The sequence below is a fragment of the Streptomyces sp. NBC_00503 genome (assembly GCF_036346895.1).
In the GTDB taxonomy this organism is placed as follows: domain Bacteria; phylum Actinomycetota; class Actinomycetes; order Streptomycetales; family Streptomycetaceae; genus Streptomyces.
Genome location: NZ_CP107855.1, coordinates 4,763,390 through 4,776,982 on the forward strand (window position 1 = coordinate 4,763,390; position 13,593 = coordinate 4,776,982).

At 72.0% G+C, this 13,593-nt stretch carries 13 protein-coding genes and 3 tRNA genes; 11 read left to right on the top strand and 5 right to left on the bottom strand.

What is annotated here, in order from left to right:
- Nucleotides 1–4: 4 nt before the first annotated feature.
- The 6 genes from OG490_RS22170 (at nucleotide 5) to OG490_RS22195 (ending at nucleotide 6,338) form a co-directional block, all read left to right on the top strand.
- Entirely contained in the window at nucleotides 5–1,573 is a 1,569-nt protein-coding gene (locus OG490_RS22170; protein ID WP_330301010.1) for a complex I subunit 4 family protein, read from the top strand.
- Nucleotides 1,570–3,159, top strand: a complete 1,590-nt coding sequence (locus OG490_RS22175; RefSeq protein ID WP_330298045.1) for an NADH-quinone oxidoreductase subunit N — start codon at nucleotides 1,570–1,572, stop codon at nucleotides 3,157–3,159. Before OG490_RS22170 ends, OG490_RS22175 begins: the two co-directional genes overlap by 4 nt.
- 226 nt (nucleotides 3,160–3,385) lie before the next feature.
- Nucleotides 3,386–4,249 carry a zinc metalloprotease HtpX gene (htpX, locus tag OG490_RS22180; RefSeq protein WP_330298046.1) on the top strand — a complete coding sequence of 288 codons (864 nt, stop codon included), beginning with the start codon at nucleotides 3,386–3,388 and terminating at the stop codon, nucleotides 4,247–4,249.
- Nucleotides 4,246–4,638 (top strand): YccF domain-containing protein, encoded by a 393-nt coding sequence (locus tag OG490_RS22185; RefSeq protein WP_330298047.1) that lies wholly within the window; start codon nucleotides 4,246–4,248, stop codon nucleotides 4,636–4,638. The genes htpX and OG490_RS22185 overlap by 4 nt, the downstream gene beginning before the upstream one ends.
- A gap of 120 nt (nucleotides 4,639–4,758) precedes the next feature.
- Nucleotides 4,759–5,739, top strand: coding sequence for a glycosyltransferase family 2 protein (locus OG490_RS22190; RefSeq protein ID WP_330298048.1), 981 nt, complete (start codon nucleotides 4,759–4,761; stop codon nucleotides 5,737–5,739).
- A 65-nt stretch (nucleotides 5,740–5,804) separates the two neighbouring features.
- Complete coding sequence (locus OG490_RS22195; protein WP_330298049.1) at nucleotides 5,805–6,338, top strand: SMI1/KNR4 family protein; 534 nt, start codon at nucleotides 5,805–5,807, stop codon at nucleotides 6,336–6,338.
- On the opposite strand, the gene OG490_RS22200 is transcribed toward OG490_RS22195, so the two are convergent.
- The 3 genes from OG490_RS22200 to OG490_RS22210 form a co-directional block, all read right to left on the bottom strand.
- Nucleotides 6,322–7,572, bottom strand: coding sequence for an APC family permease (locus tag OG490_RS22200; protein WP_330298050.1), 1,251 nt, complete (start codon nucleotides 7,570–7,572; stop codon nucleotides 6,322–6,324). The two genes, OG490_RS22195 and OG490_RS22200, sit on opposite strands and share 17 nt — an antisense overlap.
- Nucleotides 7,573–7,590: 18 nt before the next feature.
- Nucleotides 7,591–9,036, bottom strand: coding sequence for a SulP family inorganic anion transporter (locus tag OG490_RS22205; protein WP_330298051.1), 1,446 nt, complete (start codon nucleotides 9,034–9,036; stop codon nucleotides 7,591–7,593).
- A 217-nt stretch (nucleotides 9,037–9,253) separates the two neighbouring features.
- Entirely contained in the window at nucleotides 9,254–9,742 is a 489-nt protein-coding gene (locus tag OG490_RS22210) for a YajQ family cyclic di-GMP-binding protein (RefSeq protein ID WP_330298052.1), read from the bottom strand.
- A gap of 200 nt (nucleotides 9,743–9,942) precedes the next feature.
- On the opposite strand from OG490_RS22210, the gene OG490_RS22215 reads away from it, so the two are divergent.
- Nucleotides 9,943–10,024, top strand: a tRNA-Tyr gene (locus OG490_RS22215).
- 224 nt (nucleotides 10,025–10,248) lie between these two features.
- On the top strand, nucleotides 10,249–10,644 hold the full coding sequence (locus OG490_RS22220) for a DUF3574 domain-containing protein (protein WP_330298053.1): 396 nt from the start codon (nucleotides 10,249–10,251) through the stop codon (nucleotides 10,642–10,644).
- A 94-nt stretch (nucleotides 10,645–10,738) separates the two neighbouring features.
- On the opposite strand, the gene OG490_RS22225 is transcribed toward OG490_RS22220, so the two are convergent.
- Nucleotides 10,739–11,395, bottom strand: a complete 657-nt coding sequence (locus OG490_RS22225; RefSeq protein WP_330298054.1) for an SDR family oxidoreductase — start codon at nucleotides 11,393–11,395, stop codon at nucleotides 10,739–10,741.
- A 54-nt stretch (nucleotides 11,396–11,449) separates the two neighbouring features.
- Entirely contained in the window at nucleotides 11,450–12,733 is a 1,284-nt protein-coding gene (locus OG490_RS22230) for an amidohydrolase family protein (protein WP_330298055.1), read from the bottom strand.
- A 330-nt stretch (nucleotides 12,734–13,063) separates the two neighbouring features.
- Here OG490_RS22230 and OG490_RS22235 point away from each other — a divergent pair.
- From OG490_RS22235 to rpmG, 3 genes are all read left to right on the top strand, one after another.
- Nucleotides 13,064–13,136, top strand: a tRNA-Thr gene (locus tag OG490_RS22235).
- A gap of 48 nt (nucleotides 13,137–13,184) precedes the next feature.
- Nucleotides 13,185–13,257 (top strand) — tRNA-Met (locus OG490_RS22240).
- 89 nt (nucleotides 13,258–13,346) lie between these two features.
- Nucleotides 13,347–13,511, top strand: coding sequence for a 50S ribosomal protein L33 (gene rpmG, locus OG490_RS22245; protein WP_003956487.1), 165 nt, complete (start codon nucleotides 13,347–13,349; stop codon nucleotides 13,509–13,511).
- Nucleotides 13,512–13,593: the final 82 nt, after the last annotated feature.

Below are 13,593 nucleotides of genomic sequence, written 5' to 3' on the forward strand. Positions count from 1 at the left end.
CGTGATGCAGTTCCTTCTGGCGTTCGTCGTGGCCGGACCGCTCCTGGGCGCTGTCGCGGCCCTGCTTCCCGCACCGCCCGGCCTCAAGGGCAAGAGCCCCGAACAGGCCGTGCTGCGCCACGGCGTGACCGTCACCGGAGTCATCCTCGCCGCGGCGATCGCCCTCGCCATCGGCTTCGACCACGACGCCCCGTCCCGCTTCCAGGCGACGACCGACATCAGCTGGATCCAGGCGCTGAACGTCCGGATCCACCTCGGCATCGACGGCATCTCGCTCCCCCTCCTCCTGATGACCGCGCTGCTCTTCTTCCTCTGCGCGCTCTACAGCTACTTCAAGCTCCCCGCGGGCCCCTCCGCGAAGGGCTTCGTCGCCCTGCTCCTGGTCCTGGAGTCCGGCACCCTCGCCACCTTCGCCGTCCTCGACCTGCTGCTGTTCTTCCTCGCCTTCGAGATGGTCCTCATCCCGATGTACTTCCTCATCGCCCGCTGGGGCGGCGCCCAGCGTCAGGCCGCGGCCTGGAAGTTCATCCTGTACACCCTCCTCGGCTCCGTCGTCATGCTGCTCGGTCTGCTGCTGATCGGACTGAACAGCGGCACTTTCGACATGGTGGCACTCGCCTCTGACAACGGCCGCGGACTGACCCACACCACCCAGATCCTGGCCGTCCTGGCCATCGGCACCGGCCTCGCCGTGAAGACCCCGATGTGGCCGCTGCACAGCTGGCTGCCGGATGCCCACACCGCCGCCCCCACCGTCGGATCCGTCCTCCTCGCGGGCGTCCTGCTGAAGATGGGCACGTACGGGTTCGTCCGGATCCTGCTGCCGGTCACCCCCGACGGCATGGCCGCCTTCGCCCCCTACCTGGGCGCCTTCGCCGCCGTGGGCATCGTCTACGGGTCCCTGGCCTGCCTGGCGCTGGCCCGCAAGGGCAACAAGGGCGACCTCAAGCGCCTGATCGCGTACTCCTCCGTCGGCCACATGGGCTTCGTGCTGCTCGGCATCGCCTCCATGACCCCGACCGGAGTCAACGGCGCGCTGTTCGCGAACGTCGCCCACGGCCTGATCACCGGCCTCCTCTTCTTCCTGGTCGGCGCCCTGAAGGACCGCTACGGCACCGCCGACCTCGACACCCTCGCCGGAGCCACCGGCGCCGCCCTCTACGGCCGCGCCCCCCGCTTCGGCGCCTTCCTCGCCTTCGCCGCCGTGGCCTCCCTCGGGCTGCCCGGCCTGGCCGGGTTCTGGGGCGAGATGCTCGCCCTGTTCGGCGCGTTCGACCCCGCCGAGGGGCTGCCCCGGCCCGCGTTCCTCACGTACATGGCCGTCGGTGCGTTCGGCACGCTGCTCACCGCCGCCTATCTTCTGATCGTCGTACGGCGGGTGTGCATGGGCGACCCGGAGGCCGTCCGCGCGGAAGGCACCGCCCCGGCGGCCCTCGCGGACATCCAGCGCTACGAGTTCGCCGCCTGGACCCCGCTCGTCGCCCTCACCGTCCTCGCCGGCCTGTGGCCCGCGGTCCTCCTCGGCCTCACCGACCCGGCCGTCCAGAAGCTCCTCGCGGGAGGGAACTCATGACGGTCCTTCGCCCCATCGCCAGCACCGCCATCGCCGCGGCCGACACCCCCGGCCTGGCCCAGTCCGTCGACTGGCTCGCCATCGCGCCCGTGGTCGTCACCGCGGCCGTCGGCCTGATCGTCCTGGTCGCCGACCTCTTCGTACCCGAGCGCCGCAAGCCGCTGCTCGGCTGGATCTCGGTCGCCGGACTGGCCGCCGCGACCGCCACCCTGCTGCCGCTGCGCGCGGGCGACCGCACGACCTTCTGCCTCACCGGACCCGGCACCGCCGACCCCGGCTCGTGCAGCTACGCCGCCGACCACTTCGCCCTGGTCGTCCAGTTCCTCGTCCTGGGCGGCGCCCTGGTCACCGCCCTGCTCTCGCTCACCACCGTCCGCGAAGCCCGCATGCCGGCCGGCGAGTACTGGTTCCTGCTGCTCTCCTCCGCCGCGGGCGCGGCCCTGCTGCCCGCCTCCCGCGACCTCGCCACCCTGATCGTCGCCCTCGAAGTCGCCTCGCTGCCCGCCTTCGCCCTCGTCGGCATGCGCCGCGGCGACCGGCTCTCCTCCGAGGCCGCACTCAAGTTCTTCCTGTCCTCCGTCACCGCCACCGCCGTGTCGCTGATGGGCGTCAGCTTCGTCTACGCCGCCACCGGCTCCCTCCACCTCGACCAGGTCGCCGACGGGCTCGAACACGTTCCCGGGCAGCTCGACACCCTCGCCACGGCCGGCGTCGCGCTCACCCTCGTCGGCTTCGCCTTCAAGACCGCCGCCGTCCCCTTCCACTTCTGGGTCCCGGACACCTACGTCGGCGCGCCGCTGCCCGTCGCCGGATACCTCTCGGTCATCGGCAAGGCCGTCGGCTTCACCGGCCTCATCCTGGTCACCGTGATCGCGTTCCCCGCCTACTCCGACGTCTGGGGCCCGGCCCTCGCCGTCCTCGCCGCGCTCACCATGACGCTGGGCAACGCCGCCGCGCTGCGCCAGTCCGCCGACCGCCCGAACGGCGCCGTACGGCTGCTCGCCTGGTCCTCGGTCGGCCAGGCCGGCTACCTGCTGGTCCCGATCGCCGCCGCCGCGTACGCCGGGCGCGACCAGATCGGCTCCACCGTCGCCTACGCCCTCATGTACGCGGCCGTGAACCTCGGCGCCTTCGCCGTGGCCGCCCTGGTGGCCCGCACGAAGCCCCTGCACCGGCTCTCCGACTACCGGGGCCTGTACGCCGAGCGCCCGCTGGCCGCCCTCGCGCTGGCCTTCTTCCTGCTCTGCCTGGCCGGTCTGCCGCCGGGCATCATCGGGCTGTTCGCGAAGGTCACCGTCTTCCGGTCGGCCGTCGACGCGGGGCTGGGCTGGCTCGCCGTGGTCATGGCCGTCAACGTGGTCGTCGCCCTGTACTACTACCTGCGCTGGACGGCCCTGCTCTTCCGCACCCCGGAGGGGGAGACCGGGTCCTCGGGCGGGGAAGAGGGCACGAGGCCCCGTACGGGCACCAGGACCCCGTGGCCGGTCACCGCGGCCATCGTGCTCACCGCCGCGACCGCCCTGGTCCTCTCGGGCGCCCCGCAACTGGTGCTGCGCTTCGCGACGGGCAGCCTCTTCCCGCTGTAGCCGGGGCACGCCCGTGTGCAGCCCAAGTACGCCCGTAACTCGTACGGCCCAACACCCGCCACGCCCGCCACGGCCCCGCCGCCCGTGCCACCGGGGCCGTCGCGCGCGGGGAACCTGTCGTGCTCACCTGGCGTTGACCAGGAAGGGAGGGTCCACTGGACCGTGGGCCCTCAGACAGACAGATCCTCGACCGGGGGCCCCTGCCGTACCACTTGGAGGGCGTACCGTGCACCGCCGGCACAACGGGCTGAAGACCGCCGTACTCCTCGGCGGTCTGTCCGCACTCATCATCGTCATCGGAAGCTTCTTCGGCCGGGGCGGCCTGATCGTCGCCGTCCTCGTCGCCCTCGGGACCAACGCGTACGCGTACTGGAACAGCGACAAGCTGGCTCTACGCGCGATGCGCGCCCGCCCCGTGAGCGAGTTCGAGGCTCCCGAGCTCTACCGCATGGTGCGCGAGCTCTCCACGTCCGCGCGCCAGCCCATGCCCCGGCTCTACATCTCGCCGACCGAGGCCCCCAACGCCTTCGCCACCGGCCGCAACCCGCGCAACGCCGCGGTCTGCTGCACCGAGGGGATCCTGCGGATCCTCGACGAACGCGAACTGCGCGGGGTCATCGGCCACGAGCTGAGCCACGTGTACAACCGGGACATCCTCATCTCGTCGGTCGCGGGCGCCCTGGCCTCCGTGATCATGTTCCTGGTCAACTTCGCCTGGCTGATCCCCATCGGCCGCTCCAACGACGACGAGGGCCCCGGACTCTTCGGCATGCTGCTGATCATGATCCTGGGCCCGCTGGCCGCGTCCGTGATCCAGCTGGCCATCAGCCGCTCCCGCGAGTACGAGGCGGACGCCTCCGGGGCCCAGCTCACCGGGGACCCGCTCGCCCTGGCCAGCGCCCTGCGCAAACTGGACGCCGGCACCAAGCAGCTCCCGCTGCCGGCCGAGCCCAGGCTGGAGACGGCCAGCCACATGATGATCGCCAACCCCTTCCGTCCGGGTGAGGGATTGTCCAAAATGTTTTCCACACACCCTCCGATGGCCGAGCGCATCGCCCGGCTCGAACAGATGGCAGGCCGCAGTCAGTGAAGACCATCCTCAACCTCATCTGGCTCGTACTCAGCGGCATCTGGCTGTTCCTCGGCTACTGCCTGGCCGGCGTGATCCTCTGCATCACGATCATCGGCATCCCCTTCGGCATCGCCTCCTTCCGGATCGCGGTCTACGCGCTGTGGCCCTTCGGGTACACGACCGTCGAGCGGCGCGACTCCGGCACCGCCTCCTGCATCGGCAACGTCCTGTGGCTGATCCTGGCCGGCTGGTGGCTGGCGCTCGGGCACATCGTCACCGGCATCGCCCTGTGCGTCACGATCATCGGAATCCCGTTCGGCATCGCGAACTTCAAGATGGTCCCGCTGTCCCTGCTCCCGCTGGGCCGCGAGATCGTCCCGACGGACGCGCCGTTCGCCTCGCGCTGAGCCCGCACGGGCCGCACAGGCCGCGTGACGCTCGGGGGCGGTTCTCCCGCTCGTATTAAAGTTCCGGGTTGCGGCCAGTGGCGCGAACGAGCGGCACGCACAACGGGCAGGGAAGAACCGATGTCGACTGAGCCCTCCACGACCCTCTCGGTCGTCGTGCCGATGTACAACGAAGAGGACGCGCTGCCCGCCCTGGTCGCGAGGCTGCGCCCGGCACTCGACGGCATGGACATCAGCTACGAGGTCGTCGCCGTCGACGACGGCAGCAAGGACCGCACCGCCGAGCTCCTGACGGAGTTCCAGGTCAAGTGGCCCGAACTGCGCATCGTGCGGCTGCGCGGGAACTCCGGCCACCAGGCCGCCCTCACCGCCGGCCTGCACAGCGCGGTCGGGGCCTACGTGGCCAGCCTCGACGCGGACCTCCAGGACCCGCCGGAGAAGATCCCGGAGATGCTGGACCTGGCCCGCCGCGACCACCTCGACATCGTCTACGGGGTCCGCGCGGATCGGAGCACCGACACCGGCTTCAAGCGGCGCTCGGCCGGCGCCTACTACTGGCTGGTGCGCCGCCTGGTCGGCAAGCAGGTACCCGCCCAGGCGGGCGACTTCCGGCTGCTGAGCCGCGCGGCGGTCGAAGCGGTCAAGTCCATGCCCGACCAGCACCAGGTGTACCGGCTGCTGGTGCCGTGGCTCGGCTTCCCCAGCGGACAGGTCGCCTACCAGCGCGAAGAGCGGGTGGCGGGCGAGACCAAGTACCCGCTGAGCAAGATGATCAGGCTCGGCCTCGACAGCGTCATCAACTTCTCCGCCGCCCCGCTGCGCCTGGCGACCTGGCTGGGCGTGGCCAGCTTCTTCGGCTGCCTGCTGATGGTGGGCGCCACCCTGGCGATCTACCTGTGCGGCAAGACCGTCCCCGGCTGGACCTCGCTGTTCATCATGATGCTCTTTCTCGGAGGCGTGCAGCTGATCTGCGTCGGCCTGCTCGGCGAGTACATCGGCCGCATCTACACGGCCGTCCAGCGCCGCCCCACCTTCTTCGTCGGGTACGACTCGGCGCACTCCGCGAGCGAGACCCCCGCGGAGGGGGAGACCGGCCGATAGCGGCCCAGAGCGGGTAAAACCGCAGGTCGGGGGCGATTGTCAGTGGGGGCGGTGACTATGGGTGCATGGATGAGACCGAGCAGTTGCTGAAGCAAGTCGCCGGACGTGCGCACAGCTCACGGCAGGGGTACGTGGGCCCCGAGGGGCCGCTACCGGAGCCCCTGGACGCCGGGGCGCTGAGCCGGGCCGAGGGCATACTCGGCTTCGCCCTGCCGCCGCTGCTCGCAGGGCTCTACACCCGCGTCGCGAACGGCGGCTTCGGCCCCGAGTTCGGCCTGATGCCGCTGGAGCAGAGCGTCGCCGCGTACAGCTCCATGCGCACCTCCGCCTGGCGCTGGCCGGAGGGCGTGCTGCCGATAGCCGACTTCGGCTGCCACATGCAGGTCTGCGTGGACTGCCGGTCCGAATCCGCCCAGGTCCTGCTGTTCGAACCGAGCGCGGGCGAGCCCGATCTGGCCTGGTTCGTGGATGCGGCCGGTCTCGCCGACTGGCTGCGCGGCTGGCTCGACGGCACCGCCTGGTTCAGCGACGAGTCGGGCGCGGGGGAGGAGTGGGACCTGGAGCTGGCCCCCTGGGCCGAGTTCAGATCCCGGGTCTGAGCCGCCTGCGCACCCCGTAGGCCACCGCGCCCAGCGCCAGCACCGCGGCCCCCGTCACCGCCGATGCGGCGGGCAGCGCACAGGCCAGCACCACACAGCCGGACAGCCCCGCCGCTGCCACGGCCCGGTCCTTGACACCTGAATCGAGAGTCCAGGCAGAAGCGTTCGCGATCGCGTAGTAGGCCAGCACGCCGAAGGAGGAGAAGCCGATCGCGCCCCGCAGATCGGTGGTGGCCGCGAGCACCGCCACCACCGCGCCCACCGCCAGCTCGGCGTGGTGCGGGACCTGATGCCGGGGATGTACGGCGGCCAGCACGCGCGGGAGATGGCCGTCCCGGGCCATCGCCAGGCCCGTCCGCGACACCCCCAGCACGAGGGCCAGCAGCGAGCCCAGGGCCGCCAGGGCCGCACCCGCCCGGACGACGGGAGTCAGCCCGGGCCACCCGGCCGCCCGCACGGCGTCGGCCAGCGGAGCCGCCGAGCGCGCCAGAGCGTCGGCGCCGAGCACCGACAGCGCCGCCACCGTGACCGCGGCGTACACGCACAGGGCGATCCCCAGCGCGAGGGGCACCGCCCGCGGGATCGTGCGCCCGGGATCGCGCACCTCTTCGCCCAGGGTGGTGATCCGGGCGTAGCCCGCGAAGGCGAAGAACAGCAGTCCGGCGCCCTGGAGCAGCCCCAGGACGCCGCGGTCCCCGCCGCTCCAGTCCCCGCCGCCGAGCCGGGCCGCGTCGGCCGCGCCCGAGGACAGGCAGACCACCACGACCCCGGCCAGCACGGCCAGTACCGCCGCCACGATCACCCGGGCGATCCGGGCCGACTTCTGCACCCCGCCGTAGCCCGCGGCGGTCAGTGCCACCACCGCCGCCACGGCCACCGCCCGCTCCCGGCCGGGCCACACGTAGGCCCCGACGGTCAGGGCCATCGCCGCGCAGGAGGCCGTCTTGCCTACGACGAAGCCCCAGCCCGCCAGATATCCCCAGAAGGGCCCGAGCCGCTCGCGCCCGTACACGTAGGTGCCGCCCGAGGAGGGGTAGCGGGCGGCCAGCCGCGCCGAGGAGCGCGCGTTGCAGTAGGCCACCAGGGCCGCCAGCGCGAGCGCCGCCAGGAGCGCTCCGCCGGCCGCGCGCGCCGCCGGGGCCAGCGCGGCGAAGATGCCGGCCCCGATCATCGCGCCGAGCCCGACGACGACTGCGTCGAAGACTCCCAGGGTGCGTTTCAGTTCGGTGTTCACGGCCGGAGGGTAGCCGGGCTAGGTGACGCCTTCCCGACCGGGGAGCGGCGTTCGGGCGCGTTCCCAGCCGTCGAGCGCGGTCAGGCAGGCGTGGTCGAGGTGGCGCAGCCCGCTCAGGTCCAGGCGCACGGTGGACCCGGGTGGCAGCGCGTCCAGTTGGTCCAGCGCGTCCAGTTCGTCGAGGAGCTTGGGCAGCCGCAGGAAGCTGGCGTTGCCCAGGATCCGCACACACAGCTCCTCGCCCTCCCACACTTTCTCGAGGTGCACGTGGGAGGTCTCCCAGGCCGCCTTGGCGATGGCGAGCCCCAGCCCGGCGAGGACCCCCTCGAAAAGGTTCGTGGCCACGACCGCCGAGGCCGTCGCCACCAGGACGACCGCCTCGCCCCGGTGCGTGCGCCACAGGGCGGCCACCTGCCGGGCCGGCAGCAGCTTCCAGCCGGCGTGCAGCAGCACCCCGGCCAGCGCGGCGATCGGAACGGACTCCAGCAGTCCGGGCACCGCCACGGCGAACAGCAGGAGCCAGCCGCCGTGCAGCACCCGGGAGGCCCGAGTGCGGGCGCCGGCCTCCACGTTGGCGGCGCTGCGCACGATGACGGCGGTCATCGGCAGCGCTCCGAGCAGCCCGCAGAGGGTGTTCCCGACGCCCTGGGCGACCAGTTCGCGGTCGTAGTCGGTCCGGGCCCCGTCGTGCATGCGGTCCACGGCGGCCGCGCTGAAGAGCGTCTCGGCGGAGGCGATCAGCGCGAGGGCGATCACGGTGCCCGCGGCTCCGGCGGAGGCCAGCACCCCGAAGTCCCCCCAGGCGGGCGGCGAGACGGCCTGGAGGACCCCCGTCACCCGGACCCGTTCCACGGGCAGCCGCAGCACCACGGCCGCGGCGGTCGCGGCCGCCACACCGACGAGCGCCCCGGGCACCAGCCGCAGCCGGTCCGGCATCCGGCGCCAGGCCACCAGGACGGCGATGGTCCCGGCCCCGAGGGCCACGGCGGTCCAGTCGGCCCGCGCGGCCAGCGATGCCACGGCCGCCAGTTTCTCCAGGGTCCTCGCAGGGGCCTGCACGCCGGCCATGGCGTACAGCTGACCGGCGATCAGGACGAGTCCGATGCCTGCGAGCATCCCGTGCACGACGGCCACGGAGATCGCCCGGAACCACCGCCCGAGCCGCAGCACGCCCATGCACAGCTGCACCAGGCCGGCAGCCAGGACCAGTACCCCGAGCGCGGGCATCCCGTACGTCCGCACGGCCTCGTAGACGAGCACGGTGAGCCCCGCGGCCGGTCCGCTCACCTGGAGCGAACTCCCGCGGAACCACCCGGTGACGAGCCCGCCCACCACCCCGGTGACGATGCCCAGCTCGGCCGGCACCCCCGATGCGACCGCCACCCCGACGCAGAGCGGTAGTGCGACCAGCGCGACGACGACGGACGCGCCGAAGTCCTCGCGCAACGTGCCGGTCCCAGGCATGCGGAAACCCCCCTGTCACGGCGGTGCTGGATTCACCTCAGCGTGACGGGCGCACCCGATGTTGCCCAAGTGCCCACGGGGGGCCGCGCAGGCGCGTACGCCGCTCACGCCCGGCACACACCCACCGGGCGCCCTCACCCCGCGAACGCCGCGGCCCGGCGGTCCTCGAAGGACCGCCGGGCCGGCGTACGGGCTGATCGCAGACGGGAGTCGGTGCTCAGCGGTAGTTGACGAACTGGATCGCGAAGTCCAGATCCTTGCCCTTGACGAGCGCCTGGACCTCCTGGAGGTCGTCGCGGCTCTTGGAACTGACACGCAGCTCCTCGCCCTGGACCTGGGCCTTGACGCCCTTGGGACCCTCGTCCCGGATGATCTTCGCGACCTTCTTGGCGTTCTCCTGGGAGATGCCTTCCTCGATCGTCGCGAAGATCTTGTACTCCTTGCCGGACAGCTGCGGCTCACCGGCGTCGAGCGCCTTGAGGGAGATCCCGCGCTTGACCAGCTTGGTCTCGAAGACGTCCAGGACGGCCTTGACGCGCTCCTCGGAGTTGGCCTCCATCAGGATCTTCTCGCCGGACCAGGCGATGGTGGCGCCGGTGCCCTTGAAGTCGTAGCGCTGCGAGAGTTCCTTGGCGGCCTGGTTGAGGGCGTTGTCGACCTCCTGCCGCTCGACCTTCGAGACGATGTCGAAACTGGAGTCGGCCATGTGCTGTGGCTCCTTGAAGTCGGCTGTGACTGCCCCGAAGGGCGCGGCCGGACATCCCCGGCCCGCTCGGCAAAGCCTAGCCACCGCACCCAGGTGAGGTGCTGATCAATCCGGTGGCGAAGCACCCCCGGTCATCAGGTATCGTTTACGTCGTTGCCAGGGAGCGCCGCCGCAAGGCGGAAATAATGGCAACGTCTCTTGGCGGTGTGCCCGAGTGGCCAAAGGGAGCAGACTGTAAATCTGCCGGCTCAGCCTACCCAGGTTCGAACCCTGGCGCCGCCACGCGAGTGGAGCCCCCGTATTGCGGAAACGCGATACGGGGGCTTTCTCGTTCCCCGGAAAACGGGTCAGGTCCGACCGGCCACGCCGGTCGTCCCGAGCGGACGGCCGAGCCGTCGTGGCCGGGGTGTGAGCCGATCGGGGGGATGAGGCGCACCGATGGCGGATCGCGTCGTTCTCCGGGGGTGAAATTTACTTCTGACACGCGCGGAAAGGTCGGCGGCGGGGTGCTTCTCGCCCTGCTCGGGGCCGGGATCCCGGCTCTGGTCGGGGCCGCGCTGCACAGCAACGTGGGCAATCCCTACCAGGAGACCCGGCTCTACTTCGGCACCGAGAGGCCGGACGGACGGCCGCCGGTCGGGGAGCGGGAGTTCATGGGCTTCCTCGACCGGGAGATCACCCCCGCCTTCCCCGAGGGGCTCACCCTCCAGGACGGGCGGGGCCAGTGGCAGCGGGACGGGAAGGTCATCCGCGAGACCTCGTACGAGGTGGTGCTGCTGTATCCGGAGAAGGAGGCCGACGAGCGCGGCGAGCGCATCGAGCGGATCCGCAAGGCATACGAGAAGCGGTTCCAGCAGGATTCGGTGGGGCGGTCCGACGATCAGGTGACGGCCGACTTCTGACGCAGCCGACTTTTGACGCGGCGGGTTCCGACCGGCCGGGCCCCTGGCCGGCCGGAGACCGGCCGGCCGGGCCCGGCCGGGGTCCCGGGGTCGGTCAGTTGCCCGCGACGTCCTTGACCGCCACCGCGACCGGGGTGGAGCCGGAGATCAGTTCCAGGGTGAGGCCGGCGGTCGCGGGGGTCTCGATCAGCTCCGCCAGCACCGCCGCCACGTCGTCGCGCGGGATCGGCCCGCGCCCCGTCCCGGCCTCCAGGCGGACCAGTCCCGTACCCGCGTCGTCGATCAGCGCCCCGGGGCGCAGGACCGTCCACTCCAGGCCCAGACGGGTGCGGAGGTGTTCGTCGGCCTCGCCCTTGGCACGGAGGTAGGCGTCGAAGACCTCGTCGCCCTCGCGGCGCGGGTCCGCGCCCATCGAAGAGACCATCAGGAAGCGGCGTACCCGGGCCCGTTCGGCCGCGTCCGCGAAGAGCACCGCCGCGCCCCGGTCCACCGTGTCCTTTCGTCCGGCTCCGCTGCCGGGACCCGCGCCGGCCGCGAACACCGCGGCGTCCGCGCCCTGAAGGATGCCCGCCACATGTTCGACCGACGCCGATTCCAGGTCGCACAGCACCGGTTCGGCGCCCGCCTCCCTGAGGTCGTCGCCCTGTGCCGGGTCGCGGATGATGCCCGCGACCTCGTACCCGCGCGCGGCGAGCAGGCGCTCCAGCCGCAGCGCGATCTGACCGTGTCCACCCGCGATGACGATGCGCATGTCCCGACCGTACGACGAGCCGGGCCGGGGCGCCCGGGAACATGCGGTGAACGCTCAGGGACCGGGCTCCATACGGCCCTGCCGGGGCAGGTCCAGGGCCACTGCGACGGCGGAGTCGCAGTACTCCCGTACGGCACTCGTCCGGGCTACCACCCGGCCGCGGTGGATCACGATCCGGCTGTACGCGAGCGAGAGCACGCTCGCGATCCGGTCCCCGCGCACCGCGAGCAGCTCGGCGGGGAAACCGGCCTCCACCCGCACCTCCGGCAGCCCCATCGCCTCGCGGGCAGCCGCGCTGACCGAGTGGTAGGCCTCGGCGGCGCGGAGCCCGCCCTGGGAGGCCAGGAGGTACGCGGCTTCGAGCGGGTCCCCGCGGCCGACCGGGTTGCCGGTGTCCCGCAGCGCCCCGCTGCCGGCCGCGACGCGGACCCCGGCGCTGCGCAGCAGCCGGACGGGGGCGGTGCGCAGGCCGCGGCGTTCCAGGGCCGCGCAATCGCCCTGCGGCAGGCAGGTGACCCGTACTCCGGCCGCGGCCAGCTGGTCGGCGGCCCGGTGCGCCACGTCCAGCGGGAGCCGGGACAGGCCGCCGCAGGGGCCGATGGAGACGCCCGGCCGCAGCCCGCCGGCCATCGCCGCGAGCCGGGACAGGCGGGCGGGGTCGTCCCCGTCGGTGTGCAGGTCCACGGGGCAGCCGTGCTCGGCCGCCAGCTCCAGTACGGCTTCGAGGAAGCCCGTCGGGTCGGGGTCGAGGTCGGGGCAGCCGCCGATGACGGAGGCACCCATCTTCACGGCGTCCCGCAGCATGGCGAGTCCGTCGGCCCCGGCCACCCCGGTCAGCAGCCGGGGCACGGCGACCGTGGTGAGGTCGGTGAGCCCGCGCAGGGACCGCCGGGCCTGGAGCACGGCTTCCATGGGGCCGATCCCGTGCACGTCGCCGATGCGCACGTGGGACCGTACGGCCGTGGCTCCGTGGCCGAGCTGGAGGAGCGCGGCCTCGGTGGCGCGGCGTTGGACCTCGTCGGGGGCGTAGGAGACGGGCCCTTCGCTGTCGGCGGTCAGGGCGGTGTCCCCGTGGGCGTGCGGTTCGGCGGGGGCGGGGAGCAGGAGGTAGCCGCCGAGGTCGACGCGGGAGCCCGCGGCGGCGGGCAGGCTGCCGGCGGTGCCCACGGCCTGGATCCGGCTGCCGCAGAGGCGGACGTCGACGGTGCGGCCGTCGGTGAGGCGGGCTCCGGTGAGGAGGAGGGTGGTGGACTCGGCCGCCGACGCGGGGCTCCCGTCGCCGGTCGAGCCGCCCCGCGAGGAGTGGGACGGCTGCTGCTGCGGCTGGCTGTCGGACATCGCGCTCCTGCGGTGGCTCGGGCGGTTCCTGGGCCCGTGGCCGCAGCCTCGCGGCCCAAGATCACGCAGCGTGCTCAGAGCCTAGGGGGCGGGGGTGCCCGCTTCGCGGAAGAGGGCAATAGTCGTACCGGTGTGCCCGTGGGGTGACCGTGATGAGCCCGTGATGCGACCGCGATGTGACGCCGGACACTTTTCGGGGCGAAAAGCGTCTCCGGGGGCTCCGGGAAGGCGTTTCGGGCCGATCAAGAAACTCGGCGCAAGTGCTCCGAGGCCAGGCCCCGCAAAGGATTTGGGCGATCGGCGGACCACCGTGTAATGTCTTCCTCGCTCGCCCCAATAGCTCAGTCGGTAGAGCGTCTCCATGGTAAGGAGAAGGTCTGCGGTTCGATTCCGCATTGGGGCTCTGGTGAGAGAGGTTCCCCACCCTCGGGTGGGGAGCGGATCTCATCAAAGCGGCGTAGCTCAGTCGGTAGAGCAAGCGGCTCATAATCGCTGTGTCACCGGTTCAAGTCCGGTCGCCGCTACACACAGTAGCCGATTGCGGGGTCGGTCTCCCGATCGGCTACTCTTTTATGCGTTCATCCGTCCCTAATGTCCGTCAAGGAGCACTCACGTGGCTGCCACCGACGTCCGCCCGAAGATCACGCTGGCCTGCGTGGAGTGCAAGGAGCGGAACTACATCACCAAGAAGAACCGGCGTAACAACCCGGACCGTCTTGAGATGAAGAAGCACTGCCCGCGTTGCAACTCGCACACCGCGCACCGCGAGACCCGCTGACCCCAGCGAAGTCTCGTTTAACAGGCACCGTCACGAGGTCGTCCCCTTCATTTGGGGGGCGGCCTCGTGTCGTTTCACTAGG

Bases quoted from the DNA above. Each gene is read 5' to 3' on its own strand.
- OG490_RS22225 (WP_330298054.1), bottom strand. From the start codon at position 11,395: ATGCGCATCGTCATCGCGGGTGGACACGGTCAGATCGCGCTGCGGCTG.
- OG490_RS22170 (WP_330301010.1), top strand. From the start codon at position 5: ATGCAGTTCCTTCTGGCGTTCGTCGTGGCCGGACCGCTCCTGGGCGCT.
- OG490_RS22205 (WP_330298051.1), bottom strand. From the start codon at position 9,036: ATGCCTGGGACCGGCACGTTGCGCGAGGACTTCGGCGCGTCCGTCGTC.
- OG490_RS22175 (WP_330298045.1), top strand. From the start codon at position 1,570: ATGACGGTCCTTCGCCCCATCGCCAGCACCGCCATCGCCGCGGCCGAC.
- OG490_RS22210 (WP_330298052.1), bottom strand. From the start codon at position 9,742: ATGGCCGACTCCAGTTTCGACATCGTCTCGAAGGTCGAGCGGCAGGAG.
- OG490_RS22230 (WP_330298055.1), bottom strand. From the start codon at position 12,733: ATGTCCGACAGCCAGCCGCAGCAGCAGCCGTCCCACTCCTCGCGGGGC.
- OG490_RS22190 (WP_330298048.1), top strand. From the start codon at position 4,759: ATGTCGACTGAGCCCTCCACGACCCTCTCGGTCGTCGTGCCGATGTAC.
- OG490_RS22195 (WP_330298049.1), top strand. From the start codon at position 5,805: ATGGATGAGACCGAGCAGTTGCTGAAGCAAGTCGCCGGACGTGCGCAC.